At 65.8% G+C, this 25,435-nt stretch carries 29 protein-coding genes; 21 read left to right on the top strand and 8 right to left on the bottom strand.

Annotated features, from left to right (window positions below; translation table 11 throughout):
• Nucleotides 1-48: 48 nt before the first annotated feature.
• The 8 genes from ehuA to AC2FAN_RS04645 all read left to right on the top strand — a co-directional run bounded on the left by ehuA (nt 49) and on the right by AC2FAN_RS04645 (nt 6,817).
• A complete protein-coding gene (ehuA, locus tag AC2FAN_RS04680; RefSeq protein WP_485172870.1) occupies nt 49-843 on the top strand; it encodes an ectoine/hydroxyectoine ABC transporter ATP-binding protein EhuA in 795 nt (264 codons plus the stop codon).
• Nucleotides 844-893: 50 nt separating this feature from the next.
• Nucleotides 894-1,898 carry a bifunctional Delta(1)-pyrroline-2-carboxylate/Delta(1)-piperideine-2-carboxylate reductase gene (gene lhpI / locus AC2FAN_RS04675; RefSeq protein WP_485172869.1) on the top strand — a complete coding sequence of 335 codons (1,005 nt, stop codon included), beginning with the start codon at nt 894-896 and terminating at the stop codon, nt 1,896-1,898.
• 85 nt (nt 1,899-1,983) lie between these two features.
• Nucleotides 1,984-3,021, top strand: a complete 1,038-nt coding sequence (locus AC2FAN_RS04670; protein WP_485172868.1) for a trans-3-hydroxy-L-proline dehydratase — start codon at nt 1,984-1,986, stop codon at nt 3,019-3,021.
• 81 nt (nt 3,022-3,102) lie between these two features.
• Nucleotides 3,103-3,507, top strand: a complete 405-nt coding sequence (locus AC2FAN_RS04665) for a RidA family protein (protein ID WP_485172867.1) — start codon at nt 3,103-3,105, stop codon at nt 3,505-3,507.
• Between the two features lie 867 nt (nt 3,508-4,374).
• On the top strand, nt 4,375-4,719 hold the full coding sequence (locus tag AC2FAN_RS04660) for an ArsR/SmtB family transcription factor (protein ID WP_476807082.1): 345 nt from the start codon (nt 4,375-4,377) through the stop codon (nt 4,717-4,719).
• A 16-nt stretch (nt 4,720-4,735) separates the two neighbouring features.
• The gene (locus AC2FAN_RS04655) at nt 4,736-5,170 is read left to right on the top strand and encodes an SRPBCC family protein (protein ID WP_485172866.1); all 435 of its coding nucleotides are present in this window, start codon (nt 4,736-4,738) and stop codon (nt 5,168-5,170) included.
• An 83-nt stretch (nt 5,171-5,253) separates the two neighbouring features.
• On the top strand, nt 5,254-6,006 hold the full coding sequence (locus AC2FAN_RS04650) for a DUF899 domain-containing protein (RefSeq protein WP_265052577.1): 753 nt from the start codon (nt 5,254-5,256) through the stop codon (nt 6,004-6,006).
• A gap of 94 nt (nt 6,007-6,100) precedes the next feature.
• A complete protein-coding gene (locus AC2FAN_RS04645; RefSeq protein ID WP_265052578.1) occupies nt 6,101-6,817 on the top strand; it encodes a DUF1428 domain-containing protein in 717 nt (238 codons plus the stop codon).
• A 66-nt stretch (nt 6,818-6,883) separates the two neighbouring features.
• Here AC2FAN_RS04645 and AC2FAN_RS04640 read toward each other — a convergent pair whose 3' ends face one another.
• Nucleotides 6,884-8,131, bottom strand: coding sequence for an SMP-30/gluconolactonase/LRE family protein (locus AC2FAN_RS04640; RefSeq protein ID WP_485172865.1), 1,248 nt, complete (start codon nt 8,129-8,131; stop codon nt 6,884-6,886).
• Between the two features lie 281 nt (nt 8,132-8,412).
• Between AC2FAN_RS04640 and AC2FAN_RS04635 the strand changes: the two genes are divergently transcribed.
• Together AC2FAN_RS04635 and AC2FAN_RS04630 are read left to right on the top strand one after the other, a co-directional pair.
• On the top strand, nt 8,413-9,246 hold the full coding sequence (locus tag AC2FAN_RS04635) for a sulfite exporter TauE/SafE family protein (protein ID WP_476807077.1): 834 nt from the start codon (nt 8,413-8,415) through the stop codon (nt 9,244-9,246).
• A gap of 14 nt (nt 9,247-9,260) precedes the next feature.
• Nucleotides 9,261-9,734 carry a GNAT family N-acetyltransferase gene (locus AC2FAN_RS04630; RefSeq protein ID WP_485172864.1) on the top strand — a complete coding sequence of 158 codons (474 nt, stop codon included), beginning with the start codon at nt 9,261-9,263 and terminating at the stop codon, nt 9,732-9,734.
• Nucleotides 9,735-9,952: 218 nt separating this feature from the next.
• Here AC2FAN_RS04630 and AC2FAN_RS04625 read toward each other — a convergent pair whose 3' ends face one another.
• Both AC2FAN_RS04625 and AC2FAN_RS04620 read right to left on the bottom strand, forming a co-directional pair.
• Nucleotides 9,953-10,126 carry a DUF1289 domain-containing protein gene (locus AC2FAN_RS04625; protein ID WP_476807075.1) on the bottom strand — a complete coding sequence of 58 codons (174 nt, stop codon included), beginning with the start codon at nt 10,124-10,126 and terminating at the stop codon, nt 9,953-9,955.
• Entirely contained in the window at nt 10,123-10,968 is an 846-nt protein-coding gene (locus AC2FAN_RS04620; protein WP_485172863.1) for an adenosylcobinamide-GDP ribazoletransferase, read from the bottom strand. Before AC2FAN_RS04620 ends, AC2FAN_RS04625 begins: the two co-directional genes overlap by 4 nt.
• A 115-nt stretch (nt 10,969-11,083) precedes the next feature.
• Between AC2FAN_RS04620 and cobT the strand changes: the two genes are divergently transcribed.
• The gene (gene cobT, locus AC2FAN_RS04615) at nt 11,084-12,103 is read left to right on the top strand and encodes a nicotinate-nucleotide--dimethylbenzimidazole phosphoribosyltransferase (RefSeq protein ID WP_485172862.1); all 1,020 of its coding nucleotides are present in this window, start codon (nt 11,084-11,086) and stop codon (nt 12,101-12,103) included.
• Between the two features lie 189 nt (nt 12,104-12,292).
• Here the strand turns inward: cobT and AC2FAN_RS04610 are convergent, their stop codons facing one another.
• Together AC2FAN_RS04610 and AC2FAN_RS04605 are read right to left on the bottom strand one after the other, a co-directional pair.
• The gene (locus AC2FAN_RS04610) at nt 12,293-13,411 is read right to left on the bottom strand and encodes a D-alanine--D-alanine ligase family protein (RefSeq protein WP_485172861.1); all 1,119 of its coding nucleotides are present in this window, start codon (nt 13,409-13,411) and stop codon (nt 12,293-12,295) included.
• Nucleotides 13,412-13,502: 91 nt separating this feature from the next.
• A complete protein-coding gene (locus AC2FAN_RS04605) occupies nt 13,503-15,020 on the bottom strand; it encodes a sensor histidine kinase (protein WP_485172860.1) in 1,518 nt (505 codons plus the stop codon).
• Nucleotides 15,021-15,168: 148 nt separating this feature from the next.
• Here AC2FAN_RS04605 and AC2FAN_RS04600 point away from each other — a divergent pair, with 148 nt between their 5' ends.
• The 5 genes from AC2FAN_RS04600 (at nt 15,169) to AC2FAN_RS04580 (ending at nt 17,966) form a co-directional block, all read left to right on the top strand.
• Entirely contained in the window at nt 15,169-15,657 is a 489-nt protein-coding gene (locus tag AC2FAN_RS04600; protein ID WP_485172859.1) for a thermonuclease family protein, read from the top strand.
• Nucleotides 15,658-15,779: 122 nt separating this feature from the next.
• Nucleotides 15,780-16,391: a glutathione S-transferase family protein gene (locus tag AC2FAN_RS04595; RefSeq protein ID WP_265052588.1), complete on the top strand. Its 612-nt coding sequence runs from the start codon at nt 15,780-15,782 to the stop codon at nt 16,389-16,391.
• Entirely contained in the window at nt 16,391-16,858 is a 468-nt protein-coding gene (locus AC2FAN_RS04590) for a hypothetical protein (protein WP_265052589.1), read from the top strand. Before AC2FAN_RS04595 ends, AC2FAN_RS04590 begins: the two co-directional genes overlap by 1 nt.
• The gene (locus AC2FAN_RS04585) at nt 16,858-17,325 is read left to right on the top strand and encodes a hypothetical protein (RefSeq protein WP_485172858.1); all 468 of its coding nucleotides are present in this window, start codon (nt 16,858-16,860) and stop codon (nt 17,323-17,325) included. Before AC2FAN_RS04590 ends, AC2FAN_RS04585 begins: the two co-directional genes overlap by 1 nt.
• Nucleotides 17,322-17,966, top strand: coding sequence for a uracil-DNA glycosylase family protein (locus AC2FAN_RS04580; RefSeq protein ID WP_485172857.1), 645 nt, complete (start codon nt 17,322-17,324; stop codon nt 17,964-17,966). Before AC2FAN_RS04585 ends, AC2FAN_RS04580 begins: the two co-directional genes overlap by 4 nt.
• Here AC2FAN_RS04580 and AC2FAN_RS04575 read toward each other — a convergent pair.
• On the bottom strand, nt 17,960-18,343 hold the full coding sequence (locus tag AC2FAN_RS04575) for a hypothetical protein (RefSeq protein WP_476807067.1): 384 nt from the start codon (nt 18,341-18,343) through the stop codon (nt 17,960-17,962). The genes AC2FAN_RS04580 and AC2FAN_RS04575 overlap by 7 nt on opposite strands.
• Nucleotides 18,344-18,730: 387 nt before the next feature.
• Nucleotides 18,731-19,819: a TRAP transporter substrate-binding protein gene (locus tag AC2FAN_RS04570; RefSeq protein ID WP_265052593.1), complete on the bottom strand. Its 1,089-nt coding sequence runs from the start codon at nt 19,817-19,819 to the stop codon at nt 18,731-18,733.
• Nucleotides 19,820-20,006: 187 nt separating this feature from the next.
• On the opposite strand from AC2FAN_RS04570, the gene AC2FAN_RS04565 reads away from it, so the two are divergent.
• The 3 genes from AC2FAN_RS04565 to AC2FAN_RS04555 are packed head-to-tail and all read left to right on the top strand — an operon-like array spanning nt 20,007 to nt 22,367.
• Nucleotides 20,007-20,519, top strand: a complete 513-nt coding sequence (locus AC2FAN_RS04565) for a GNAT family N-acetyltransferase (RefSeq protein ID WP_485172856.1) — start codon at nt 20,007-20,009, stop codon at nt 20,517-20,519.
• Between the two features lie 25 nt (nt 20,520-20,544).
• Complete coding sequence (speB, locus tag AC2FAN_RS04560) at nt 20,545-21,597, top strand: agmatinase (RefSeq protein ID WP_485172855.1); 1,053 nt, start codon at nt 20,545-20,547, stop codon at nt 21,595-21,597.
• Complete coding sequence (locus tag AC2FAN_RS04555; RefSeq protein ID WP_485172854.1) at nt 21,594-22,367, top strand: hypothetical protein; 774 nt, start codon at nt 21,594-21,596, stop codon at nt 22,365-22,367. Before speB ends, AC2FAN_RS04555 begins: the two co-directional genes overlap by 4 nt.
• A gap of 10 nt (nt 22,368-22,377) precedes the next feature.
• Here the strand turns inward: AC2FAN_RS04555 and AC2FAN_RS04550 are convergent, their stop codons facing one another.
• Nucleotides 22,378-23,052 carry a polyamine aminopropyltransferase gene (locus AC2FAN_RS04550; protein ID WP_265052597.1) on the bottom strand — a complete coding sequence of 225 codons (675 nt, stop codon included), beginning with the start codon at nt 23,050-23,052 and terminating at the stop codon, nt 22,378-22,380.
• Nucleotides 23,053-23,230: 178 nt separating this feature from the next.
• On the opposite strand from AC2FAN_RS04550, the gene AC2FAN_RS04545 reads away from it, so the two are divergent.
• The gene (locus AC2FAN_RS04545) at nt 23,231-24,433 is read left to right on the top strand and encodes an MFS transporter (protein WP_485172853.1); all 1,203 of its coding nucleotides are present in this window, start codon (nt 23,231-23,233) and stop codon (nt 24,431-24,433) included.
• Nucleotides 24,434-24,648: 215 nt separating this feature from the next.
• Entirely contained in the window at nt 24,649-25,422 is a 774-nt protein-coding gene (locus AC2FAN_RS04540) for a transporter substrate-binding domain-containing protein (RefSeq protein WP_265052599.1), read from the top strand.
• The last annotated feature ends 13 nt before the right edge of the window (nt 25,423-25,435 follow it).

The following is a 25,435-nucleotide window of genomic DNA, read 5'->3' as shown; positions in this document are numbered from 1 at the left end:
AGTGGAGGCTACCGGCATGTCTTCTTTCCCTCATCGAGTGCGTTAAAAATGGACCATCAGAGCACAAGCGACACCGGGGCTCCTCTGGCGGCCGAATTCGTCAACGTGTCGAAATCGTTCGGGGCGTTCACGATCATCGACAATCTGAATCTTCAGATCAGGCCGTCCGAGCGGGTGTCGTTGATTGGTCCGAGCGGATCTGGGAAAACTACGATCCTGCGTCTGCTGATGACCTTGGAACGTCCCAATGAGGGCGAGATCAGGGTGTTCGGCGATGTCTTGTGTCTTGGCGACACGCCCGCCTCGAAAGCGCGATCGGATCGAGAGTTCCGGGCGATCCGCGGCAAGATCGGGATGGTGTTTCAACAGTTCAATCTGTTCCCTCACATGACCGCGCTCGAAAACGTCATGGAGGCTCCGATTCATGTTCTCAAGATGGGCAGGCCAGAGGCGCGGGATCTTGCCGAGGGCCTTTTGCAACGGGTTGGCCTCGCTGAAAAAGGGACGTCCTATCCCTCGCAACTATCGGGTGGTCAGCAGCAGCGCGTGGCGATCGCGCGCGCTCTGGCGATGAAGCCGCAGATCATGCTGTTCGACGAGATCACCTCGGCGCTCGATCCAGAAGTGATCGGCGAAGTTCTCGAAGTCGTCCACAACCTCGCTCTCGAGACCAAGATGGCGATGCTGGTGGTGACCCATGAAATGGGGTTCGCGCGCGATATCGCCGATCGCGTGATCTTCATGGAGCGTGGGAAAATAGTCGAGGACGGGACCCCGGAAGCGATCTTCAAGGACCCGCAAAACGAAAGAACCAAGGCGTTCCTGAACGCCATCAAACGATAAGCCTCGGAAAAATTCAGTCTGACGGGCCCGATCGTTCGATCGATCGGGCGATGGCACAGCTTTGCCATGATGGAAGGGAGATCAGGGTGTCCTCACCTACGATTGTTGCAGCGGCCCAGACGGCGTCGGCGCTCGATTATCCGGTCCTGATAGATGCTTTGGCAGCGGGCTTCGCGGCAGGATGTCAGGCGCCGCTGCGGCACCATCATGCCATCCACCGCACCGGGAAGCCGCAGGCCACGCTGCTTCTGATGCCGGCATGGAGCAACGATGGCGAGGAGGACAGCATCCTCGGCGTCAAGATCGTCACCGTATTTCCCGGAAATTCCGCCAAAGGCCTGCCAGGTCTTGCCTCAACCTATATCTTGTACGACGGCGAGACGGGGCAACAGCTGGCCTTGATCGATGGCAACACCGTTACGGCCCGCCGAACCGTGGCGACGGCTGCGCTCGGCGCCAGATTCTTATCGCGCGAGGGTGCGCGGAAGCTTCTGCTGCTCGGCTCCGGCCGGGTCGCTAGCCTCGTCCCTGAGGCCATTCGCGCCGTTCGACCGATCGATACGGTTGCGGTCTGGGACATCGACCCCAATAGCGCACAGCGCCTAGCCTCCAGCCTTGCCTCCAACGGCTTTGCCGCGACCGTAGTCGATAATCTCGAGAGCGCGGCCGGCGAAGCCGACATCATCTCGGCGGCGACTTTGTCGACCTCTCCCCTGATCAAGGGTGACTGGGTGCGGCCTGGAACCCATGTCGATCTGATCGGTAGCTTTACGCCGGCGATGCGCGAGGTCGATGATCGCCTGATGGCGGCTGCACAGATCTATGTCGACACGAGCGACGCGCTGCATGAATCCGGCGACCTCATTCAGCCGATCGAAGCGGGGGTGATCGCCGAGGACCAGGTTCGGGGAACGCTGGCCGAGCTGTGCCGCGGTGCCGCGGTCGGACGCCAATCGGCCGAGCACGTGACGGTCTTCAAAGCCGTCGGATCGTCTCTGGCCGATCTCGTCGCGGCTCGGCTGGTCTATCGCGCCCTGTATGCGCCGGACCACTGAACGCTTTCACGCGCAGCGTCCTGATCCGCCCAGTCACAGTCGCCTGCCGAGGCGCCGGCGCAAATTCCGAGGTTCCGAGGGTTCCATGCAAAGCAACCGTGTCGTCCATGTCGTCAGCTGCCACGCCGAGGGAGAGGTCGGGGATGTCATCGTGGGCGGCGTCCTGCCGCCGCCCGGCGAAACGATTTGGGAGCAAGCACAGTTCATCGCCCGCGATCAGAGTTTGCGAAACTTCGTGCTCAATGAGCCGCGAGGTGGCGTCTTCCGGCACGTCAACCTGCTGGTTCCGCCCAAGGATCCCAGGGCTCATACCGGCTGGATCATCATGGAGCCCGGCGATACGCCGCCCATGTCGGGCTCGAACTCGATCTGCGTTTCCACAGTCCTGCTCAACACCGGCATCGTGCCGATGCAGGAACCCATGACACGGCTGCTCCTAGAGCCCCCGGGAGGCCTGATCGAGGTCGAGGCCGAATGCCGCAACGGCAAGGCCGAGCGCATCCGTGTCCGCAATCATCCATCCTTCGTGGACAGGCTCGATGCGACAATCGAGGTTGCGGGCATCGGCACGCTGTCTGTGGACATCGCATGGGGCGGCGACAGCTTCGTGATCGTTGATGCCGGGTCACTGGGTTTGGCCATTCGTCCGGATCAGGCCCGCGATATCGCCGAGATAGGCGTCCGCGTCACCAACGCCGCCAACGAGCAATTGGGCTTCTCGCATCCGACAAATGGCTGGGACCACATCTCATTCTGCCAGATGATCGAGCCGGTGTCGCGGAAGGACGGCGCGATGCGCGGCATGAGCGCCGTCGCGATCCAGCCGGGCAAGATCGACCGGTCGCCCTGCGGTACCGGCTGTTCGGCTAGGATGGCGGTTCTCCATGCTCGCGGCGATCTGGCCGTCGGCGAGCGGTTCATTGGCTTGTCCATCGTGGATACGGAGTTCGACTGCCTGCTAGAGTCAGAGGTCGATCTGGCTGGCAGGCAGGCCATCGTTCCGGTCATTTCCGGCCGTGCCTGGATCACCGGCATCCATCAGCACATGCTGGATCCATCCGATCCATTTCCGTCCGGGTACCGGCTGTCGGACACTTGGCCGATGCCAAAGGTGCCAAAGTAAAGGCCTGAGTGCGGCTAGGCTCACGCAAATCTCGATCAGTAATCCGCCACCCGAGAAACATTTTTGTACAGGAGACTGAAAATGCGCGAATCGATTACCCTGCCAGGGCATCCCGAAAAATGGCCCTGCTTCTCTGATGTGGTCAAAGCGAAGGGGACATTCGTCTTCCTCGCCGGCCAGGTCGGCTGGGATGAGCATGGCGTTTGGGCCGAAGGTTTCGAAAAGCAGGCCGAGCTTGCTCTCCAAAACATGGAGAGAGCGCTCAAGGCCGCCGGCGCCACGATCGACGATGTCGTCAAGGTTGTCGTCTTCGTGGCAGACGCTCGAAATGGCGACGCAGATTATCGCACTGGGAACAATTTCAACGAGATCTACTCCCGGTTCTTCAAGCGCAATTTCCCGGTTCGGACGCGCGTGCAGACGGGCATGCTCGCACGAGACTGTCTCGTGGAGATCGACGTCATTGCCGTCATCGGCGATGATTGATCTGGGCCATCTGTAGTTGGCGAACGCTGCGAAGGAGCTCAGGAGTCGCGGCATTGCAACCCAACGGTAGTCCCGGCGCCATCGAGATCGATTTTCCCGGTGGTGCGGTCCGCGACATGTCGGACCTGAACAAGGTCTTTGCCGAGATGGCCGCGTCGGCCGCACCCGCCTACCAAGCCACCAGGTTTGACTGCCTAGGCATTGAGGCCAGCAATGATGGCTCAATGTGCCGGACCGCAAGGGTAGCGCTCGAACCACGAAAGCTCTCGGGACATGGCCACGTCGCTTCGAGCTAGGGCCAACCTCGGCCCTCCATGGGAGCGATCAGCCCGGCTGCCTGAAACCGGACGTCTTCGGAGCCTGAAAAGGGCCAACTCCGGAAGCTCCGCGTTTGGGAATTCGCGCGCCCATCGCCTCGTCCGCCCGCGAAGTCCGATGGACGGCCTGCGGGGAGGGGGGAGCCGCTGTGCTAAGTTAGCCGACCGGCACAGAGCCACTCGTTTTCCGGCAGGTTCTTAGCTGAACTGGCGCGCTTGCACACGTCGAGCTGAATGCTCTGGTCGACAGAACCCTGCTGCGGGAAACTGAGCGACGCCGGCAAAGCCGGCGTCGCATGTCAGATTGCGGAACTCGACCGACAATCGCGGCAACACTATGCCTCTCTCTTCAATTAGAGTTTCGGGAGCGACTTCACCAACGCGGCGTGGATTCACAGGAGTTGCACATTTGACAGATGCCGGCGCGTACCAGTGGATTGCGGTCGCCTTCTTGCACTGCGGCAAACTTCGCCTTTCCCTACATCGCCCGCGATACGCCTGAAGCCTAGGGGCTTGACGGGCCCCGGAGCTTGGGCCTAAACTTAACTCAATGGTTAAGTTTCAAGAGACGCAGCTCGATCGGACATTTTCCGCGCTGGCGGACCCGACGCGGAGGGCCTTGCTGGCGCGGCTGGAGCGGGAGGACGGACTGTCCGTCAGCGAACTGGCCAAGCCGTTTCCGGTCTCGCTGCCGGCGATCATGAAGCATCTCGACGTGCTCTCGGATGCCGGACTGGTCACGCGGACGAAGGCGGGGCGCACGGTGTCCTGCCGTTTGAATGCGGAGCCGATGGAGGAGGCGATGGGCTGGCTGGCGCACTATCAGCGGTTCTGGACCGAGCGGCTCGATGCGCTGGAGGCGCTGCTGGAAGCGCGGCGCAAAAGCGAAGGCTGAGGAGAGGAACGGGCCGATGCATCAACAGGTGACACCGAGCCTCACGATGAAGCGGCGCCTCAATGCGTCGCCTGCCGAGGTCTACAGGGCATGGACTGATCCGGAGCTGCTCGTCCGCTGGTTCGGGCCCGAGAACGTCGTGGCCCAGGAGGCCGAGATCGATCCGCGCGTCGATGGCGTCTATCGCGTCGTGATGCGGGAAGACAATGGCGAGCGCCATGAGGTGTCGGGGCGCTATCTGGAGGTGGTCGAGAACGAGCGCCTCGTCTTCAGCTGGTCCTGGGTGACGACGCCGGAGCGCGTCTCGCGCGTCACCGTCACATTGAAGCCCGATGGCGAGGGCACGATCCTGACCCTGCTGCACGAGAAGCTGTTCGACGACGCGGCCGTGCGCGGCCACACCCATGGCTGGACCGGAACCATGGTCAAGCTCGAGGCCTACTTCGCCTGAGGCGGAGCGTAGCGCTGCCCTGTTCGGGCACGCATTTGAACGGCCGCCGGCACGGCGCCGGCGGAAGCACAGGAGCGGAGACGATGGAACACAGGATCGTATCCCGTGCGGAGTGGCTTGCCGCCCGCAAGGCGCATCTCGCCCATGAGAAGGAGTTCACCCGCCGGCGCGATGCGCTCTCGGCCGAGCGGCGCGAACTGCCCTGGGTCAGGGTCGACAAGGACTATGCCTTCGAGGGGCCGAAGGGTCGGCTGTCGCTGGCCGATCTGTTCAACGGCAACAGCCAGCTGATCGTCTATCACTTCATGTTCGGGCCGGGCGCCAAGGAAGGCTGCGAAGGCTGCTCCTTCCTCGCCGATCATTTCGACGGTGCCAACCTGCACCTGAAGCATCACGACGTCAGCCTGGTCGTGGTCTCGCGGGCGTCTTATGGCGAGTTCCAGCCGTTCCGGCGCCGCATGGGCTGGGAGTTCCCCTGGGTTTCCTCGGCCGGCAGCGACTTCAACCACGACTTCCACGTCTCGCCGAGCCCGGCCGAGAAGGCGGCCGGGAGCTATGAATACAATTACGAGATGCATGAGGGCGAAGGCGGCGAGATGCCGGGCTTCAGCATCTTCCACCGCAACGAGGCGGGCGAGATCTTCCACACCTACTCGACCTATGCGCGCGGCGGCGACCTGCTGATCGGCGCCTACAACTTCCTCGACATGACGCCCAAGGGCCGCAACGAGGAGACGATCATGAACTGGATGCGTCATCACGACCGCTACGACGAGAAGCCCGACGGTGCCGCGAGCGTCCTGCCCCTGGCTGCCGTGGGCTCCTGCTGCGGCTGAATACCGGGCTTCGCGCGTGCGCGCGAAGCGTTCCGGGTCGATATCAACGTTTGAAGCGCGGCTGCACTGACGGCTGCGCGTGAGGGAGAACGAAATGGCTTATGTCGATGGTTTCGTCGTGGCTGTGCCGGCCGCGAACAAGGACATCTACCGCAAGCACGCGGCCGATGCGGCGCCGCTCTTCAAGGAATTCGGCGTCAGGCGCCACGTCGAGGCCTGGGGCGACGACGTCCCGGACGGCAAGGTCACGGACTTCAAGGGGGCGGTGAAGGCGACGCCCGACGAGGTCGTGGTCTTCTCCTGGTTCGAGTATCCCGACCGGGAGACGCGCGACGCCGCCAACGAAAAGATCATGAGCGACCCACGCATGAAGGAGATGATGGGCCAGGACATGCCCTTCGACGGCAAGCGCATGATCTATGGCGGCTTCGCCTCGCTGCTGGACGAAGGGGAGGGCGGCGCGATGGGCTATCTCGACGGCGTCCTCGTCGCCGTGCCCAATGACCGCATGGACGATTATCGCAGCTTCGCCGTCAAGCACGCTGCGCTGTTCAAGGAGCATGGCGCCCGCCGCGTCGTCGATGCCTGGGGCGATGACGTACCGGACGGCAAGGTCACCGATTTCAAGGGCGCTGTGAAGGCGCAGGCCGGCGAGACGGTGGTCTTCAGCTGGGTCGAGTGGCCGTCCAAGGCGGTGCGCGCCGCCGCCTGGGGCAAGATGATGGAAGACCCGCGCATGGGGGCGCTCAAGATGCCCTTCGACGGCAAGCGCGTCGTCTATGGCGGCTTCGCGCCGCTGCTGGACGTGTGATGCGCAATACGACTCCGTCATTCCGGGCTTGAACCGGAGTGACGGAGTCGGGCTGGTCCGGCGTGCTCAGCCCGGCCCGGCGCCCTGCGTCGCCAGGTAGAGCGCAAAGATCGACTGGCTCGCCGCCATGAACAGGCGGTTCCGCTTCGGCCCGCCGAAGCAGATGTTGCCGCAGACCTCCGGCAGCCGGATGCGGCCGATCACCTTGCCGGCCGGGTTGAACACGGTCACGCCGTTGTAGCCGACATTCCGGCCGGCATTGCTCGACGCCCAGAGATTGCCCTCGACATCGCAGCGCAGGCCGTCCGGCCCGCAATTGATGCCGTCGATCATGCAGTCCGAGAAGACCTTCCCGTTAGACAGCTTGTTGTCGGCACCGACATCGAAGACATGGATGTCGCCCTTGCCGCCGGGGCCGGTGTCGCCCGGTCCCTTGCCGGTCGAGGCGACATAGAGCTTCTTGAAATCGGGCGAGAAGCACAGCCCGTTCGGGTCCGGAACCTGTTCTTCGCGGATGACGAGGTCGAGCCGCCCGCTCGGGTCGATCCGGTAGACATTCGTCGGCAGTTCGCGCTTGGCGAGGCCGATGCCGGGCGGTTGGCCGAGGCGGGGATTGATCTTGCCATTGGCATTGCTCGGGCCGCCGGCTGCGTCCGGCGCCCCTTCATAGAGCTGCCCGCCATAGGGCGGGTCGGTGAACCAGTAGCTGCCGTCCGTATGGGCGACGATGTCGTTGGGCGAATTGAGCTTCTTGCCTTCGAAGGCGTCAGCCAGCACCGTCGCCGAGCCGTCGAGCTCGTAGCGCACGACGCGCCGGTTCAGATGCTCGCAGGAGAGCTGCCGGCCCTGGAAGTCGAAGCTGTTGCCGTTGCTGTAGCCCGAGGGCATCCGGAATACGCTGACATTGCCGTCGTCATCGAGCCAGCGCATCTGCCGGTTGCGCGGGATGTCGCTCCAGACCAGATAGCGCCCCTGCGCATTCCAGGCCGGGCCCTCGAGCCAGAGCCCGCCGGTCCAGAGCCGCTGGATCGCGGCGTTGGGTTGGGCGAGGCCGTTGAAGGAGGGATCGACCGCGATGACGTCCGGGTCCCAGAAATAGGTCGTCGGCGCGCCGCGGCGGCTGAAATCGCGCGGCGGCGTGGTGATGGTGGTGGGCGGGCTTGCCCGGTCGGTGGGGGATTGCGCGAAGACGGGCGCGGAAGCGGCGGCGAAGGCGCTTGCGCCTGCGGCCTGGATCAGCCTGCGGCGAGAGAGCCGCTGCGTGGATGAGACGGGATTTGAATTATCATGCGTCGAACGGTGGCCCTCTGACATCGTGTCCTCCTGATTTTATGGTTGAAACGATTTAAATTTGCAGAAAGGTCGAAGTTCTCGGTCGCTCGGTTCTCCTTTTCGAAGGGCAAGCAAGGTCAGCAGGATCGCTTGGCCGGGTCGAGCCCTGCTTCGCGCAGAACTATCCTGCGCAAGGCGCAAGGCGTAAAGGTGACGCATCGCCCGACGCGGCTCGATTTCTCGCGGCCGCCATGCAGGGGCGGCATCTTGCCCGCGCCCGCCAAATGACCGAGAGATCGGGCAGCCCCACCGGATACTCCCCCATGTTTGCAGGCATTCCCCTCGGCGATCTCGCCTTCCTCGCCGTGTCGCTGGTGCTTGCCGGCGCGGCCACCGGCCTGCTCGCCGGCGTCTTCGGCGTCGGCGGCGGCGCGGTTATCGTCCCCGTGCTGTACGAGGTCTTCCGTGTCATCGGCGTCGCCGATGAGGTGCGCATGCCGCTCGCGGTCGGCACCTCGCTGGCCGTCATCATCCCTACCTCGATCCGCTCGTTCAATGCGCATCGCGCCAAGGGGCTCGTCGATCTCTCCATTCTCAAGGTCTGGGCCGTGCCGGTCGTGCTCGGCGTCATCGTCGGCAGCTGGATCGCCCGCTATGCGCCTGCCGACCTGTTCAAGATCATCTTCGTCGTCGTCGCGCTGATTTCTGCGATCCGCCTGCTCTTCGCGGCCGACCGCTGGAAATTCGGCGAGGAGATGCCCGGCAAGCCGCTGATGGTCGCTTATGGCGGCGTCATCGGCGTGCTTTCGGCGCTGATGGGTATCGGCGGGGGGCAGCTTTCCAGCCTGTTCATGACCTTCTATGGCCGCCCGATCCATCAGGCGGTCGCGACCTCCTCGGGGCTGGGCGTGCTGATCTCGATCCCCGGCGCGCTCGGCTTCATCTATGCCGGCTGGCCGAAGATGGACATCCTTCCGCCGCTCTCGCTCGGCTATGTCTCGCTGATCGGCATGATCCTGTTCATCCCGACCTCGATCTGGACGGCGCCGATCGGCGCACGCATGGCGCACCGGCTCTCGAAACGGCGCCTCGAAGTCGCCTTCGGCGTGTTCCTGCTGTTCGTCGCCAGCCGGTTCATCTGGTCGCTGCTGCACTGAGCGGGTGCCGGACGATGAGCGAAACGGTCATCCGCCTGCTTCAGCTCGCAGACCACCCGGCGCTGGCCGCGCTGATGGCCGAGATGCAGGGCCATTACGCGGTGCCATGCCCGCCGCCCGATGAGATCAGGGCCGGCCTCGCGGCCCTGCCGGCAGGTGTCGATATCCTGGTCGCGGCGAAAGGGCAGCCGATCCTCGGCTTCGCCTCGGCCTGCAATCTCTATCCGGGACCGGGGCTGAAATCCGGCTTCTTCCTGAAGGAGATCTACGTTGCCGACGCCGCTCGTGGCGCGGGCCTCGGCCGCGCGCTGATGAGGGCATTGGCCGAGCTCGCCATCGAGCGCGGCCATAAGCGCATCGACTGGACTGCGGATGCGGACGATGCACCGTTGCTGCGCTTCTATGAAGGCCTCGGCGCGGTCGCACAGACGAAGAAGGTCTTCTATCGACTCACAGGCGAGGCGCTGGCAGCGGCGGCGAAGACATAGGCCGTCATTCTCTGCCTCCTTTCCTTCTCCCCTTGCGGGAGAAGGTGGCAGCGCGTCAGCGCTGACGGATGAGGGGTCTCGCGAGATGTCCGGCGAGGGCGGCGCGACCCCTCACCCCAACCCTCTCCCGCAAGGGGAGAGGGGGCAGCTTGCGCTTCCGGCGCTCGCCAGGTCTCGCCGTGGCATTTTTGGTCAAGCCCGAGCATGACGTAGGGCCCCTATGGCTTCTCCCGCAGCCGCTCCGGCAGCTCGGCCATGATTTTCAGCCGCTCGGCCTCGCTCAATCGGCCCCATTGCGCGATCTCGGCCAGCGTCCGCCCGCAGCCCTCGCAGAGCTTGCTCGCCGGGTCGATGACGCAGACCTTGATGCAGGGCGTCGAGGCGGTGGTCACCGTCCTGCCCATCCCAGGGCGAGCGCCAGACCGAGATAGATCGCGATCTCGGCGAGTTGCTGGGCCGCGCCGAGGATGTCGCCCGTCTGGCCGCCGATCAGCCGCCGCGCCAGCCGCGAAAGAACAGCCGCCACGCCATGCGCCAGCGCGAAGCCGAGAAGCAGCCCGGTGACCGGAAGATGCGCCGCCAGCGTGATCCCGCTCGCCAGCAGCAGGCTCAAGGCCAGCGCGATCCGCGCCGTCAGGTCTGTCGGCTGACCGACCGAAGCCGAAGCGCCGCCGCTGCGTGCCGCGGGCTGCGTCGCGAGCAGGAAAAGGCCCTCGGCGCGCGACCAGGGCGCGGCGACAAGCACCGCTGCCGACGCAGCCCAGGCGCCGGAGCGGTCGAGGATCATCGCGAGCAGGCTCGCCCGCAACAGCAGCGACAGGCCCAGCGCCAGCGCGCCATAGGAGCCGACGCGACTGTCCTTCATGATCTCCAGCCGGCGCTCCGGCGTATGGCCGCCGAACAGCCCGTCTGCGGTGTCGGCCAGCCCGTCCTCATGGAAGGCGCCGGTGGTCAGCGCCAGCGCCGTCAGCGCCAGCCCCGCGACGACCATTCCGCTCAGGCCCGCAAGCCCAGCTGCAAGCGCGACGAGCGCCGCCGGGAGGGCGATGACCAGCGCGGCGAAGGGCAGGGCACGCGGCACGGTCCGGAAATCGGGAATGGCGTGGCTGTCGGCCTCGCCCGGCAACTGCGGCACGGGCAGGCGCGAATAGAAGCGCAGGCAGATCGCGGTCGCGATCGGCCAGCCCGGCCAGCTTGGCGGGGGCGTCTCCGTCGTCGTGTCGACCTCCGCCATGCCTGCTGCGCCGCTCCGCTCGATTGTCTTCACACGCTCGAGCCTATAGCAGCAGCGCAGACCGCGCCGCCACGCCTAGCGTGTGGTGCCAAGCCCTTTGCCCGACGGAACAGCCATGGCCGCCTCCGGATTGCCCTTCGACGATATCCGCGAACTCATCGCCGCGATGCCCGGCCCCGACATGGCGGCCGCGAATGCCGTGCGCGCCCGCGACGCCAACCTCACCAAGCCGGCCGGCAGCCTCGGCCGCATGGAGGAAATCGCCGAATGGCTCGCTGCCTGGCAGGGCAAGGCGAAGCCTACGGTCGACCGGCCGCTGGTCTGCGTCTTCGCCGGCAATCACGGCGTGGTGGCGCAGGGCGTGTCCGCCTATCCGCAATCCGTGACGCGCCAGATGCTGGAGAACTTCGCGGCCGGCGGCGCCGCGATCAACCAGATCTGCGCGGCCTATGATCTCGGCTTCAAGGTCTTCGACCTCGCCCTCGACCTGCCGACCGGCGACTTCACCCAGACCGATGCGCTGGACGAGCGCGCCTGCGTCGCCACCATGGCCTTCGGGATGGAAGCGCTCGTCGGCGGCACCGACCTGCTTTGCCTCGGCGAGATGGGCATCGGCAACACGACCTCGGCGGCGGCGATCTATGCGGCGCTCTATGGCGGCGACGCGGCGCATTGGTGCGGCCGCGGCACCGGCGTCGACGATGAGGGGCTGAAGCGCAAGGTCGCTGCGGTGGAAGCCGGGCTGGCGCTGCATCGTGCACATCTCAAGGATCCGCTTGAAGTGCTGCGCCGTCTCGGCGGGCGCGAGGTCGCGGCGATCTGCGGCGCCATCATCGCCGCGCGCTCGCAGCGCATCCCGGTGATCCTCGACGGCTATGTCGTCACGGCTGCTGCTGCGATCCTGCATGCGATCGAACCCTCGACCATCGACCATTGCATCGCCGGCCATCTCTCGGTCGAAGGCGCCCATGCCGACGTGCTCGCACGCCTCGGCAAGGTGCCACTGCTGGCGCTCGACATGCGCCTTGGCGAAGGCACGGGTGCAGCGCTCGCCGCCGGCATCGTCAAGGCCGCCGCGGCCGTCCATTCCGGCATGGCGACGTTCGAGCAGGCGCAGGTGGCGCGGAAGGGGTAGTTCGGCTTTCGGCGGAACCACCGCCGTCATTCCGGGGCATTGCGCAGCAATGAGCCTGAAACCCAGAACCGATGAGTGTTCTCGAAAGGGCGACCGTCCGGTTCGCCCATCAATCATCCGCATCGGCTCTGGGTTCCGGGCTCGCGCCTTTGGCGCGCCCCGGAATGACGGCAGCGGTTCCTGCGAACGCTATCCCTCGTAATCCGTCTTCAACCCCGCCCGCTCGGCATGACGCTCCTGCGCCAGTTCGATCAGGCGCGTCAGCAGCGCCGGGTAGGGCAGGCCGGAGGCCTCCATCATCTTCGGATACATGCTGATCGCGGTGAAGCCCGGCAGCGTATTGATCTCGTTGAAGTAGAAGGCGCCGCTCTGCCGGTCGAGGAAGAAATCGACCCGCGCCAGCCCGCTGCATTCCAGCGCGACGAAGGCGTCGTTCGCCAGCTTGCGCACGCGCTCCATCTGCGCGGCATCGAGCCTCGCCGGCAGGTCGACGGTGGCGCCGTCCTGGTCGATGTACTTGGCCTCGTAGGAGTAGAACTCGTGTTGCGGGCCGGGGTTGAGCTCGCTCGCGACGCTGGCGACGGGCGGATTGCCGTCGAGCACCGCGATCTCGATTTCGCGGGCGTCGATGCCCTGCTCGACCAGCACCTTGAGATCGTACTGGAACGCATCGGCGAGTGCGGCGTCGAGGTCCTCCCAGCGCTTCACCTTATGGACGCCGACGCTGGAGCCCATGTTGCAGGGCTTGACGAAGACGGGCAGTGCCAGCGCCTCGCGCGCTGCCTTTGCCGCGCCTTCCGGGTCGCGTCGGTAATCGCGCCGCGACAGGGCGAGATAGGGCGCGACCGGCAATCCGGCGAGCGCGGCGAGGCGCTTGGCGATGTCCTTGTGCATACCGACGGCGGAAGCGAGCACGCCCGATCCGACATAGGCCGCACCCGCAAGCTCGAGCAGGCCCTGCATCGCGCCGTCCTCGCAGAGCGGGCCGTGGATCACGGGAAACACCACGTCCACCGGCGGAATGGGCGGCGCGGCGCTGTCGGAGGGAAGGATCGCGGTGAGATCGCCCTGCGGCTCCAGCCGGATCGCGGGCGAGTCGGCCGGAATCGGCAGGCTCTCGGTATTCGCGGCCTCGATGCGGCGCAGATCGTGGCACTGCCAGCGGCCCTGCTTGTCGATGCTGATCGGAACGGGCTCGAACCGCTCGCGGTCGAGATAGCGCAGGACGGAGGCCGCCGATTTCAGCGAGACCTCGTGCTCGCCCGATTTTCCGCCGTAGAGCACGGCGACGCGCGTTTTCCGGTTCATGGTCCGATAGTCCGAGGAGAGAGGGCAGGCGCCGCCGGGTGGGGAGGCAAAGATGTTTCTCAACTGTGGGGCGAGATTCGGGCGATGGGCTTCACGCCGCCCGCGACTTCGGCTCCGGCAGGGCCGCAAGCGTATCCATCACGCGCTCGGCGGGCAGGGTGATCGTCACCTCCGTGCCGGCACGCGGCCGCGACTTCAGGCTGAAGCCGCCGCCATGCAGGTCGATCAGGCCCTTGACGATCGGCAGGCCTAGCCCCGAACCCTGCTCGGCCGTCTTGATGGCGAGAGAGCCGCGCCCGAAGCTCTGCATCACGATCGGGATTTCGTTCTCGGGGATGCCGGGGCCGGTATCGGCGACCGAGACATATTGCCCGCCTGTCGCCGTCCAGCCGACCTTGATCGTGATCTCGCCACCCTGCGGCGTGAACTTGATCGCGTTGGACAGCACGTTGAGTACGACCTGCCGGATGGCGCGCTCGTCGGCCCAGACCCGTGGCAGCTCGGGCTCGGCGAGCGCCCGGATGCTCTGGCCCTTCGCCTTGGCGCGCATCGCGAGCATGTGCTGGCAGTCGTCGACGATGCCGGCGAGCGACAGCGCCTCCTCGTTCAGCTCGTACTTGCCGGCCTCGATGCGCGACAGATCGAGGATCTCGTTGATGAGGTTGAGGAGATGCTGGCCCGAGCCGTGGATGTCGCCCGAATATTCCTTGTAGGCGGCGTTGGCGTGCACGCCGAAGATCTCGTTCTTCATCACCTCGGAGAAGCCGAGGATGGCATTGAGCGGCGTGCGCAGCTCGTGGCTCATCGTCGCGAGAAAGCGGGACTTCGCGAGATTGGCCTCTTCCGCCTTGCGCCGGGCCTCGTCGGAATTCGCGTTGGCGGTTTCGAGTTCGGCAATCAGCGCGTCCTTCTCGGCCCGGAAACCGATCGAATCCACCGAGCTTGCGTAGAGCCGGTTGGCGAGAAAGATGAAGAAGAGCTGCGCCGAGGCCGCCATGAGCGCCATGGTGACGCTGTCGATGTCGCGGCGTTCCCAGAAGAACGCCATGATGCCGGCGATGATCGGCGTCAGCCCGGCATAAACAGCCATCGGGATCGTGGCGGAGAGCATGACGGTGAGCGCGCTGACGATCAGCAGCGCCGTGGTCACGAAGACCTTCGCGCCAGCCGCCTCGACCGGCGCGAACAGCAGCAGGAGCAGCGCCCAGGACAGGCCGTGCAGGCCTTCCGCTAAGGTGAAGAGCCGGCGCCAGCGCTTCAGTCGGACCGTATCGGCGGGCTTGCCCAGATAGCGGCGCGACAGGGCGACGACGATGAGCGTGCTCAGCAGCACCGCGCTGCTCCACAGCGCGACACGCGACGTCGGCAGCCAGAGGCAGGCGGCAGCGGCGATGCCGGTGACCAGCACCAATGTGCCGACGGAGCCCGAAAGGCGGTACTGCGCGAAGACCCGCAGCAGTTCTGAATCGAAAGCCCGTTCGAGCCCGGTCGAGGAGGTCAGCCGCTCGCGCACGGATTTGACCTCGCGCGAAACGACCTTGCGGCGCGCCATTGCGGAAGGGTCGGGTCCGCGCCCGCGCTGCACCTGTTCGGCCGTCACTTCCGCCATGGTCGGGAGCGTGTATCCTCGTTCCGCCGTGCGGCATGCACGGACGGCTCGCCATCATGGACACCAAATCGTTAAGCTCTTCCTGATGGCTCCCTTCGGATTCGGCTCTTCCCGCTACGGACCTTTCGGCTGGCGCCGCGTCGGCCGCATGGCTGATTTCGTCGTGGCGCTCGGGCTTTTGGGCTTTCTCGCGCTCGCCGGCGCGATCCTGCAATACCGCCTCGGCGCGGCCCGGACACTCGTCGGGCCAGCGCAGGCGATCGACGGCGATTCATTGCGGCTGCTGGGCGAAGAATTGAGGCTGGAAGGGATCGACGCCCCGGAATATCGCCAGAGCTGCGCCGGGCCCGGCGGCCGCCAGGTCGCCTGCGGCCGTGAAGCACGCCGTGCCCTGCAGGGGATGCTCGCGAGCGGCCTGGTGTCCTGCGAGATCGGCAAGGCCGACCGCTACGGTCGCGGATTGGCCCGGTGCCGACTGGGCGAAACCGACATCAACGCCAGGTTGGTCCGCGACGGCCATGCGGTGTCCTATGGCGCCTATCGCTCCGAGGAGGATGAAGCGCGGGCGGCCGGGCGCGGGCTCTGGGCGCTGCAGTTCGAACGGCCCGAAGCCTGGCGGCGGTCCCATCCGCGTTGAGACCGCAAGGAGCCTGCCGATTGCGGCATCACCTCGCCATGTTCGCGTCACGAAACGCCAGCATGTGGTTGACCTTCCGGCGCGGGCCGTGATCCGGTGCGGCCGGAGACGGAGAGTATCTGATGAAGCTCTATGATGGCGGGCGGGCGCCGAATCCGCGACGGGTTCGCATCTTCTTCGCGGAGAAGGGCGTGTCGCTGCCGGAGCTGGTGCCGATCGACATGGCCAAGAAGGAACACAGGTCCGAAGCCTTCACGAAGATCAACCCGGCGCAGCGCCTCCCGGTGCTCGAACTCGACGACGGGACGGCCCTGGCCGAGACGATCGCCATCTGCCGCTATATCGAGGCCCTTCACCCACAGCCGCCGCTCTTCGGCCGGGATGCCAAGGAGCAGGGCACCATCGAGATGTGGAACCGGCGCGTCGAGCTTGGCCTGTTCGCCAGCGTGGCCGCCGTCTTCCGCCACAGCCATCCCTCGATGGCTGAGCTGGAAGAGCAGGTTCCCGAATGGGCCGAGGCCAATCGCGAGCAGGTCGACGATCATCTCTGGCTGCTGGAGCTTCAGCTCGCGAGCAGCGGCTTCATCTGCGGCGAGGCGCTGACCGTGGCGGACATCACCGCCGGCATCGCCATCGACTTCATGAAGCCGTCGCGCATTCCATTGCCGGAGGATTTCGTCAACATCCGCCGCTGGCACGGCCAGCTCTCGACGCGCCCGAGCTGGAAGGCGTGATGCGCCGGCGTTTTCTCGCCCTGCTTGCCCTGTTGACGTCGACGGTCGCGCTGCAAGCTGCCGAGCGGCTGAGCGGAGAGGCGATCGAGCGGGCCTTTCGCGGCAACACGGTGTCTGGTCGCTATACCAATGGCGGCTTCTTCACCGAGTACCATGACCCCGACGGGCGGGCGCTCGGCCATAACGGCTGGCAGCCCAATACCGACGCTTGCTGGATCACCAAGCCTGACCGCATCTGCTACTATTACGGCCCGCAGAGCGACCGGACGGTGCATTGCTTCTCCGTCGAGATGAGCGGCGAGCTCTATGTGCTGCGCAACACCGGCAACGGCATGGTCAATGCGCTGGCCAAGGTCGAGCTCGGCAATCCGCGCAATCACGGCGACAACGGCACGTCCTGGTATTGCGACGGGCTGATCTCGCGCGCGCCCGCGCCGCCCATGAGCCGCAAGCTGGCGCAACGCTGATGAGCCGAGGCGCGCCCGTCATCGCTCTGGCCCTCGGCCTCGTCGTCGCGACCGGTGTGGGTGCCGCCGAGCGACTTAACGGCGAGCAGATCCGGCGTGTCTTCGAAGGCAACACCGTGACCGGCCTCTATTCCGGCAGCAACCTGCCGTTCAGCGAGTATCACCACCCCGATGGCCGGGCGAGCGGCCACAATCGCGGCGTGCCCAACAAGGATGCCTGCTGGACCACGACACAGGATGCCGTCTGCTATTATTACGGCCCGCATGAGACGCGCCGTACCTACTGCTTCACCATCGAGACCAGCGGCGATCTCTATGTCATCCGCAGCCGGCCCAGCGGGCGCATCAATGGCTTCGCCCGCATCGAGAAGGGCGATCCGCATGATTATGCGCAGAAGCAGCCAGAATGGGCCTGCGACGGCCTGATCTCGCAAGCGCCCGGGCGTTCCAGGCTGGCAAGGCGATGAGCGAGGCGGAAGCGCTCGATACCGTGCTGGCGGAATTGCGCGCCTGCCGGATCTGCCGCGACACGCCGCTCTATCTGCCGCCGCTGCCGCATCAGCCGCGACCGGTCATCCAGGCCTCCGCCACGGCGCGGCTCTGCATCGCCGGCCAGGCGCCCGGCACGCGGGTCCATGCCAGCGGCCGCCCGTTCACCGATCCCTCGGGCGTGCGCCTGCGCCGCTGGCTCGGCATCGACGAGACGATCTTCTACGATGCGGCGAAGGTCGCGGTCGTGCCGATGGGCCATTGCTTTCCCGGCCTGGATTCCAAGGGCGGCGACAAGCCACCGCGGCGCGAATGCGCGCCGACCTGGCGCGAGCGCGTCTTCGCGGCGTTGCCGCGAATCGAGCTCGTGCTCGCGATCGGGCGCTACGCCCAGAACTGGCATCTCGGTGCCAAGGAGGCCGCCAACCTCTCGGCGACGGTCGCGAACTGGCGGGAGATCCTGGAGCGCCCGACCCATCCGCGCGTGCTGCCGCTGCCGCACCCGTCCTGGCGCAACAACGCCTGGCTCAAGCGCAATCCCTGGTTCGAGGCGGAGCTGGTTCCGGTGCTTCAGGCCGAGGTCGCCCGGCTGTTTGCGACGCCGAGCGATACTCAGTAGCGGAACGGGCCGGAATCCAGCCCGCGATCGACCCCGCCGCGAACACTGAGTACCGAGCGGACCGGGCCGAATGCGCTTTCGCCGCGGCTTTCGAGATAGACCATGCCATCGGCGCGGCTGCCATAACCGCTGCGCGAGCTCTTGCCGAATTCTGCACGCACCGCGCCGCCGGCCCGGACGCAGAAGGACGAGCCTTCGAGCCGGACGAAGCCCGCCCCGTACTCGGGGCAGGGCCGGGCGCCACGACCAGCAGCGGGAGCCGGCTTGCTGAAGGATTCGCGGGGGGCGGCGCGTCCGGGCAGGGGCTCGCCGATCGATTGCGCTGCAGCCGCCGTCGCGAGGCAGGTCAGGAGCAAAGCGAGAATTGAGCGAGGCATGGCGGTATCCGAGCGATCAGGCTTGGTGGCCCTGAAACGAGGCGCGGTTATGACGATCGACGTCATCGTAACACGGCTGCCGGATGGTGCTCATGAAAAACCCCGGCTCGCGCCGGGGTAAGTTCCCCTCGCGCTGCGGCCCCGTTGGATCGGGATCGGTTCGAAAGCGCGAGCGGATTGGAAACGCGATAATTTCGAGAATCCAGAAAAGCAGATTTGGAGACGTAAGCAAGAGGTTTTTGCATGTCGAGCATGCAATTTTGTCATGGGTTATCGTGGCGCTGCCCGGCTGCGTCATGCTGTGTGTCAGAACGGGTAGGCTCCGCGTCACAAAAAAGGGCCCGGCGAAGCCGGGCCCTGAAACGTTGATCCAATCGCTCGGGGAGCTCAGCGCGCCCGCGTACGAACCTGGAAGACGTCGAAGCTGAGTTCCGCGACCTGCCACCAGAGATACTGGTCCGAGCGGAAGGCGGCCATGGTCTCGATCGCCTTCTTGAAGTCCGGGTTCTTGGCCGAGATTTCGCCATAGAGCTCGTTGGAGGCCTTCAGGCAGGCTTCCATCACGTCCTGCGGGAAGGGGCGCAGCTGCGTGCCGGCCGCGACGAGGCGCTTCAGCGCCGGCGGGTTCACTACGTCGTACTTCGCCGCCATCTGGGTGTTGGCATAGGTGCAGGCAGCTGTCAGAGCGGCCTGGTAAGCCTTGGGCAGCGCGTTCCACTTCTCCAGGTTGACGAAGGCATGGACCGTCGGCCCGCCTTCCCAGAAGCCCGGGTAATAGTAGTACGGCGCGACCTTGGCGAAGCCGAGCTTCTCGTCGTCATAGGGGCCGACCCACTCGGCGCCGTCGATCGTGCCCTTTTCGAGCGCCGGATAGATGTCGCCGCCGCCGAGCTGCTGCGGCACGAGGCCGAGCTTCTGCAGCACAGAGCCGGCGATGCCGCCGATGCGCATCTTCAGGCCCTGGATGTCGGCGACCGACTTGATCTCCTTGCGGAACCAGCCGCCCATCTGGGCGCCGGTGTTGCCGCAGGGCAGACCGTAAATGTTGAACTTCTTGTAGAACTCGTTGAACAGCTCGTTGCCGCCGTTTTGGAACAGCCAGGCGTTTTGCTGGCGGGCGTTGAGCCCGAACGGGACCGAGGCGGCGACCGCGAAGGTCGGGTCCTTGCCGACATAGTAATACGAAACGGTATGGCACATCTCGACGGTGTTGTTGCTGACCGCGTCAGCAGCCTGCAGCGCCGGCACGATTTCACCCGCCGCGAAGACCTGGATCTGGAACTTGCCGTCGGTCAGCTCGGAGACCATCTTGGCCATGATTTCGGCGCCGGCATAGATCGTATCGAGCGACTTCGGGAAGCTGGAAGCCAGACGCCACTTCACCTCCGGATTGGACTGCGCGACAGCCGGCATGGCCACGGCAGCGGTGGCGGCGGCGCCAGCCGCTGCGGTCTGGATAAACTGACGACGCTTCATCTAGCGATTCTCCTCGGACGTTTGGCGGGTGCGAGCGTTTCGAACCAGTTCTGTCGCTCGACGTTCAGAATCGCCTTGTACCGAATGGATTTTCGAAGTGCGAGGGATTTTATCGCCGATTCTTGCGACTTTCGGCTAGTTCCGGCACATGCCTTGGCTGGCTCCTGCGGCGGTGCTTAAAGCGGCGATGATCGAGACCGAAAACCTGAATTTGCGTCGCCCCGTGACGGAGGATCTCGATGCGATCCACGCCATGCGCCGCGATCCCGCCGTCATACGCCACCTCGGCGGCAAGCCCCTCAATCGCGAGGAGGCATGGCACCGGCTGACCCGCCTCACGGGTCATTGGGCGCTCCGGGGCTACGGCATGTTCATCGTGGTCGCGAAGGCGAGCGGACGCGTCATCGGCGAGGTCGGCCTGTTCGACGGTTACAGGGGCTTGTCTCCGGATTTCGACAATGCGCCGGAGACGGGATGGATCTTGGCGGCTGAGGCCCATGGCAAAGGCTATGCGATCGAGGCTGCCATTGCCGCCCATCGCTGGTTTGCGCAGACGCATGGCGAGCAGCGCAGCGTCTGCATCATAGCGCCCGACAACCTCGCATCCCTACGCGTCGCGCAGAAGCTCGGCTACAAGAGCTTCGGACAGGTCGATTATCAGGGCGGGCCTGTGACGATGCTCGAACGCATTCCGTTTTGACAGCTCGCCGCCGAGGAGATCAGGCATGGATCAGGACAAGCTCACCAAGCTGCGGCAGCGCTATGCCGGCGCCGGCGGCGGCGACATCCACGATCCGCGCTTCGCCAGGGTGGCTGCAGGCCAATTCACCGGCGACAAGCGCAAATGGCCGTTTGCGGACGTCGCGACCTTCCTCGGCACACCTTACCGGCCGGAGGCGCTGACCAAGCCCGATCTCGGTGGGCTGGATGTCGCGATCATCGGTGTGCCGATGGATCTGGGCGTCACCAACAGGGCGGGTGCGCGCCTCGGCCCCCGCGCCGTCCGCGCCATCGAGCGCATGGGCCCGATGGACCATGTGCTCGGCACCGCGCCCCTCACCATGGTCAAGGCCGCCGATATCGGCGATGTGCCGTTCCGCTCGCGCTTCTCGCTCGAAAACTGCCATGAGGACATCGAGGCGACGTTCCGCACGATCGTCGAAGCCGGCGTCTCGCCGCTCGCCGTCGGTGGCGACCATTCGATCACCTATTCGATCCTGAAGGCCGTCGGCGCGAAGCGGCCGGTCGGCATGGTGCATATCGATGCCCATTGCGACACGTCCGGCCCGTATGAAGGCTCGAAGTTCCATCACGGCGGGCCGTTCCGCCAGGCGGTGCTCGACGGTGTGCTCGACCCCGAGCGCGTCATCCAGATCGGCATCCGCGGCGGCGCCGAATATCTCTGGGAGTTCTCCTTCGAGTCCGGCATGACCGTGATCCACGCCAACGAGGTGGACGAGCTCGGCCTCGATGCCGTGATCGCCAAGGCCCTGGCGGTGATCGGGGAGGGGCCGACTTACGTGTCCTTCGACGTCGACTCGCTCGATCCCGGATTCGCGCCCGGCACCGGGACCCCGGAGGTCGGCGGCTTGACGCCGCGCGAGGCGCTGGCGATTTTGCGCGCGCTCAAGGGGCGCGACATCGTTGCAGCGGATGTCGTAGAGGTTGCGCCGCAATACGATGCCACGAGCAACACCGCTCAATGCGCGGCGCAAGTGCTGTTCACGGAACTCTGCCTTCTGGCGGAGGCCCGCGCCGCAGGAAAAGGAAGACCATGACGAGGTTTGGTTCGATTGCACGGTTCGCCGCTCTCGGCGCGCTCTGCATCTTGGGGACGGTCGCGCGTGCCGAAGTGCCGGCAAACGGCCCGGGCTACATGGACGCCGCATTCGCCTCGGTCGACACGCTGATCAAGGCCTCCCAGGGCAAGCCGACCCTCCCACGCCTGGCGGATCCGGTCGAAGGCAAGGTGATCGAGGATGTCTGGAACGAGGCGGCCATTCTCGGCAAGGCGCCCTATGCCGAGGCCGACATTCCGGCCTTGCTCGCCATCGTCCAGAAGCAGACCCTGATCCTGAAGGCCTACACGCTGTTCTCGCCGGACCGGAAGGCGCCCGATACGGCCAGGAATACGGTCGAGTTTCAGGACGAGCTGACGCGCACGCATGTCTTCCTGCTGAAGGCCGTTGCCGCATCCCTGGAGGCGATCAACAGCTTTGGCGCGCATCTCAAGGTCGAGGAGAAGACGGAGGCTCGCTTCCAGGGAATTCGCCAGATGCGCCTGGGATTGCAGGAAATCGTGGCTGGGGCGGCGCTGGCCCTGCGCATTCCGGCGCTGCGCCCGGCGAACCAGCTTCTGATCGCACGCAGTCTCGCCGAGAACGCGGCCGCTCTCGCCGCGGGCACCGCGCCTCCCGACCGGCAGGCGCTGATCGCGGCCTTGCAGGCGGCCCAGCCCGCCTTGAAGCCGGATGCGAAGAAGGCGATCTCGGAGTTCATCCAGACCGTCTCGGCTGCATCCTGCGACGGTCTCTGCCGGCTCAACTGAGGCAGCCGCGCTAGCGGCGTGCCGCCAGCCAGATCACATGGCGCGCGCCGCCGCCGGTCCGGCGGGCGCGCGCCGTCACCTCCTCGGTGGCGAAGCCGGCGTTGCGCAGGCGACGGGTGAAGCCATGGTCCGGCCCTGAAGACCAGACCGCGAGGATGCCGCCCGGCCGCAGTGCCGCCTTGGCGGCAGCCAGTCCCTCCGCCGCGTACAGGCTGTCATTGCCCGCGATGGTCAGCCCCTCCGGGCCGTTGTCGACATCGAGAAGGATGGCGTCGTAACCGCCCTTGCCCGTAGCGATGACGCTTGCCACGTCGGCGACGGTCAATTGCACGCGGGGGTCGTCGAGACAGCCTGCGAAGACAGCGGTCATCGGCCCGCGCGCCCATGCCACGACTGCCGGTATGAGTTCGGCGACCTCGACATGTGCATCCGGCGGCAGGTTGGCGAGCGCGGCCCGCAGGGTGAAGCCCATTCCCAATCCACCGATCAGGATGCTCGGTTGGGCGCGCTGAACCAGCCGCTCGCAGACCAGCTTTGCAAGGGCCTCTTCCGAGCCGCTGAGGCGGCTGTTCATCAGCTCGTTGCTGCCCAGCATGATCGAGAATTCGCTGCCGCGCTGCTTGAGCCTGAGGTCGCCGCTGCCATCCGGCAGCGCTGCGGTATCGAGTACGGTCCAGGGAATCACGTCGTTGTCGCCTGTGTCGGAAGCGGCCTTATAGCCGGATCCGGCGGATCCGTCCGGCTGGCGTATCGATATGCGCATGATGCATGAAATATCGCCATTTACGCTCTTGTATCGGCGTCAGTGGAATGGCTATTTCATGTTGCGGCGCAGCATGCCGACAATCTCTTGAAAGCGACTTATGACCCTCGCCGCGCATGATCGCAGCCTGAACGCGGACACGTCCGCCGTCAGTTCGACGCCGGTCGGGCTGGTGCTGTTTGCGCTGGCCATGGGCGGATTTGCGATAGGGACCACCGAATTCGCGGCGATGAGCCTGCTGCCCTATTTCTCGGCCGGGCTGGGAATCGACGAGCCCACCGGGGGACACGTCATCAGCATCTACGCGCTCGGCGTGGTCGTCGGGGCGCCGCTCATCGCCGTGCTCGCTGCGCGGTTGCCGCGCCGCACACTCCTGATCGGCCTTATGGGCGTCTTCGCGATCGGAAACGGCCTGAGCGCGCTGGCGCCGAACTACCACTGGATGCTCGCCTTCCGCTTTCTCAGCGGCTTGCCGCATGGCGCCTATTTCGGCGTCGCGGCACTGGTGGCCGCCTCGCTCTCGGCACCGAACCGGCGCGCGCAATCGGTGGCGCGGGTCATGCTGGGCCTGACGATCGCGACGATCCTCGGCGTTCCCGCCGCGAGCTGGATGGGGCAAGTGCTGGGCTGGCGCTCGGGCTTCGCCATCGTCGCGGTTCTCGCCCTTCTGACGGCGCTGCTGATCGGGCTCTTCGCACCGCGCGACAGGGTTCAGCCCGGTGCGAGCCCCTTGCGCGAGCTTGGCGCGCTGAAGCGCCGGCAGGTCTGGCTGACGCTCGCCACCGGTGCGATCGGCTTCGGCGGGCTCTTCGCGGTCTACGCCTATCTGGCTTCGACATTGGTGGCTGTCACCGGCGTTTCGCCCGCGCTCGTGCCCGTCGTGCTCGCCGTCTTCGGATTGGGGCTGACGCTCGGCACGCTCTTCGCCGGCTGGGCGGCCGACCGGGCGCTGGTTCCCGCCACGGCCGGCATGCTGCTCTGGAGCGCGTTCTGGCTCGCCGCCTTCCCCTTCGCCGCCGGCAATATCTGGGCGGTCTCGCTGGTCGTCTTCATGATCGGCGCCGGTGGTGGCCTTGGCGCCATGCTGCAGACCCGCCTGATGGACGTGGCCGACGATGCGCAGACGCTCGCCGCCGCGCTCAACCACAGCGCCTTCAACACCGCCAATGCGCTCGGCCCCTGGCTCGGCGGCATGGCGATCGCCGCCGGCTACGGCTGGACCTCGACCGGCTGGGTCGGCGCGGCGCTGGCGCTCGGCGGCCTCGCGATCTGGATCGTGGCGGTTATCGACGCCCGCCGCTGAGCGGGCAGGGCGCTGCTCTCGCACGGTCGACCCCAGCGCTTGATGGCTTCTCCTTTGGCAGGATCGCGCCCGCTGCCGGCCCTTTGAGCGGGGTAGGCTGCGAAAAGCTGCGCGAGCCCCTCTTGCGGGTGGCGCGAAACTGCGCCCAATCTGTCGCGACGGAGCCGAACCGGGACGAATGCAAGTCCGGCGGCTCCGAAACTGCGGGAGGTCCCATGAAAAGTTTCGTTCGGTTCGTCGCGGCTGCGGCGTTGACGCTGGCTGGTGCGACAGGCGCTCTCGCCCAGGCCAAGGAGTGGAAGGAGATTCGGATCGGCACGGAAGGCGCCTATCCGCCCTACAACAACCTGAACGCCAAGAAGGAGCTGGAAGGCTTCGAGATCGACTACGGCAACCTGCTCTGCGAGAAGATGAAGGTGAAATGCACCTGGGTGGTGCAGGACTGGGACGGCATCATCCCGGCGCTGCAGGCCAACAAGTACGACGTCATCTTCGCCGGCATGAACGCGACCGATGAGCGCAAGAAGCAGGTCGACTTCACGTCGGTCTACAGCAAGACCCCGATCTGGGTGATCGGGCCCAAGAGCACCAAGTCGGACGACATTTCGCCTGCCGCTCTCAAGGGCAAGTCGATCGGCGCGCAGGGCTCGACGATCCACGCGAACTATGTCGAGAAATTCTACAAGGATTCGACCGCGCGCCTCTATCCCACCCAGGAAGAGGCCAATCTCGATCTGCTCAACGGTCGCCTCGACTATATCGTCGCCGACGCGCTCGCCCTCGCCGACTTCCTCAAGGGGAAGGGCAAGGACTGCTGCAAGAAGATCGCCGAGGTGAAGCGCGACGACGCCATCCACGGCGCCGGTGTCGCCGGTGCGGTCCGCAAGTCGGACACGGCCCTGAAGGACATGATCAGCAAGGCCATCGCCGAGACGATGGCCGACGGCTCGCACAAGAAGCTCGAGGACAAGTGGTTCAAGTACGAGTGACCTGACGCCTGCT

The sequence above is a fragment of the Allobosea sp. RIT-PG3_2 genome (assembly GCF_057321085.1).
The sequence above is the reverse complement of the archived record's forward strand: the minus strand, read 5'-3'. Positions and strand labels throughout refer to the sequence as shown.

What these genes read in the sequence shown, in the direction of transcription:
- ehuA (WP_485172870.1), top strand. Translation starts at nt 49, where the DNA reads ATGGACCATCAGAGCACAAGCGACACCGGGGCTCCTCTGGCGGCCGAA.
- lhpI (WP_485172869.1), top strand. Translation starts at nt 894, where the DNA reads ATGGCACAGCTTTGCCATGATGGAAGGGAGATCAGGGTGTCCTCACCT.
- AC2FAN_RS04670 (WP_485172868.1), top strand. Translation starts at nt 1,984, where the DNA reads ATGCAAAGCAACCGTGTCGTCCATGTCGTCAGCTGCCACGCCGAGGGA.
- AC2FAN_RS04665 (WP_485172867.1), top strand. Translation starts at nt 3,103, where the DNA reads ATGCGCGAATCGATTACCCTGCCAGGGCATCCCGAAAAATGGCCCTGC.
- AC2FAN_RS04660 (WP_476807082.1), top strand. Translation starts at nt 4,375, where the DNA reads ATGGTTAAGTTTCAAGAGACGCAGCTCGATCGGACATTTTCCGCGCTG.
- AC2FAN_RS04655 (WP_485172866.1), top strand. Translation starts at nt 4,736, where the DNA reads ATGCATCAACAGGTGACACCGAGCCTCACGATGAAGCGGCGCCTCAAT.
- AC2FAN_RS04650 (WP_265052577.1), top strand. Translation starts at nt 5,254, where the DNA reads ATGGAACACAGGATCGTATCCCGTGCGGAGTGGCTTGCCGCCCGCAAG.
- AC2FAN_RS04645 (WP_265052578.1), top strand. Translation starts at nt 6,101, where the DNA reads ATGGCTTATGTCGATGGTTTCGTCGTGGCTGTGCCGGCCGCGAACAAG.
- AC2FAN_RS04640 (WP_485172865.1), bottom strand. Translation starts at nt 8,131, where the DNA reads ATGTCAGAGGGCCACCGTTCGACGCATGATAATTCAAATCCCGTCTCA.
- AC2FAN_RS04635 (WP_476807077.1), top strand. Translation starts at nt 8,413, where the DNA reads ATGTTTGCAGGCATTCCCCTCGGCGATCTCGCCTTCCTCGCCGTGTCG.
- AC2FAN_RS04630 (WP_485172864.1), top strand. Translation starts at nt 9,261, where the DNA reads ATGAGCGAAACGGTCATCCGCCTGCTTCAGCTCGCAGACCACCCGGCG.
- AC2FAN_RS04620 (WP_485172863.1), bottom strand. Translation starts at nt 10,968, where the DNA reads ATGGCGGAGGTCGACACGACGACGGAGACGCCCCCGCCAAGCTGGCCG.
- cobT (WP_485172862.1), top strand. Translation starts at nt 11,084, where the DNA reads ATGGCCGCCTCCGGATTGCCCTTCGACGATATCCGCGAACTCATCGCC.
- AC2FAN_RS04610 (WP_485172861.1), bottom strand. Translation starts at nt 13,411, where the DNA reads ATGAACCGGAAAACGCGCGTCGCCGTGCTCTACGGCGGAAAATCGGGC.
- AC2FAN_RS04605 (WP_485172860.1), bottom strand. Translation starts at nt 15,020, where the DNA reads ATGGCGGAAGTGACGGCCGAACAGGTGCAGCGCGGGCGCGGACCCGAC.
- AC2FAN_RS04600 (WP_485172859.1), top strand. Translation starts at nt 15,169, where the DNA reads ATGGCTGATTTCGTCGTGGCGCTCGGGCTTTTGGGCTTTCTCGCGCTC.
- AC2FAN_RS04595 (WP_265052588.1), top strand. Translation starts at nt 15,780, where the DNA reads ATGAAGCTCTATGATGGCGGGCGGGCGCCGAATCCGCGACGGGTTCGC.
- AC2FAN_RS04590 (WP_265052589.1), top strand. Translation starts at nt 16,391, where the DNA reads ATGCGCCGGCGTTTTCTCGCCCTGCTTGCCCTGTTGACGTCGACGGTC.
- AC2FAN_RS04585 (WP_485172858.1), top strand. Translation starts at nt 16,858, where the DNA reads ATGAGCCGAGGCGCGCCCGTCATCGCTCTGGCCCTCGGCCTCGTCGTC.
- AC2FAN_RS04580 (WP_485172857.1), top strand. Translation starts at nt 17,322, where the DNA reads ATGAGCGAGGCGGAAGCGCTCGATACCGTGCTGGCGGAATTGCGCGCC.
- AC2FAN_RS04575 (WP_476807067.1), bottom strand. Translation starts at nt 18,343, where the DNA reads ATGCCTCGCTCAATTCTCGCTTTGCTCCTGACCTGCCTCGCGACGGCG.
- AC2FAN_RS04570 (WP_265052593.1), bottom strand. Translation starts at nt 19,819, where the DNA reads ATGAAGCGTCGTCAGTTTATCCAGACCGCAGCGGCTGGCGCCGCCGCC.
- AC2FAN_RS04565 (WP_485172856.1), top strand. Translation starts at nt 20,007, where the DNA reads ATGATCGAGACCGAAAACCTGAATTTGCGTCGCCCCGTGACGGAGGAT.
- speB (WP_485172855.1), top strand. Translation starts at nt 20,545, where the DNA reads ATGGATCAGGACAAGCTCACCAAGCTGCGGCAGCGCTATGCCGGCGCC.
- AC2FAN_RS04555 (WP_485172854.1), top strand. Translation starts at nt 21,594, where the DNA reads ATGACGAGGTTTGGTTCGATTGCACGGTTCGCCGCTCTCGGCGCGCTC.
- AC2FAN_RS04545 (WP_485172853.1), top strand. Translation starts at nt 23,231, where the DNA reads ATGACCCTCGCCGCGCATGATCGCAGCCTGAACGCGGACACGTCCGCC.
- AC2FAN_RS04540 (WP_265052599.1), top strand. Translation starts at nt 24,649, where the DNA reads ATGAAAAGTTTCGTTCGGTTCGTCGCGGCTGCGGCGTTGACGCTGGCT.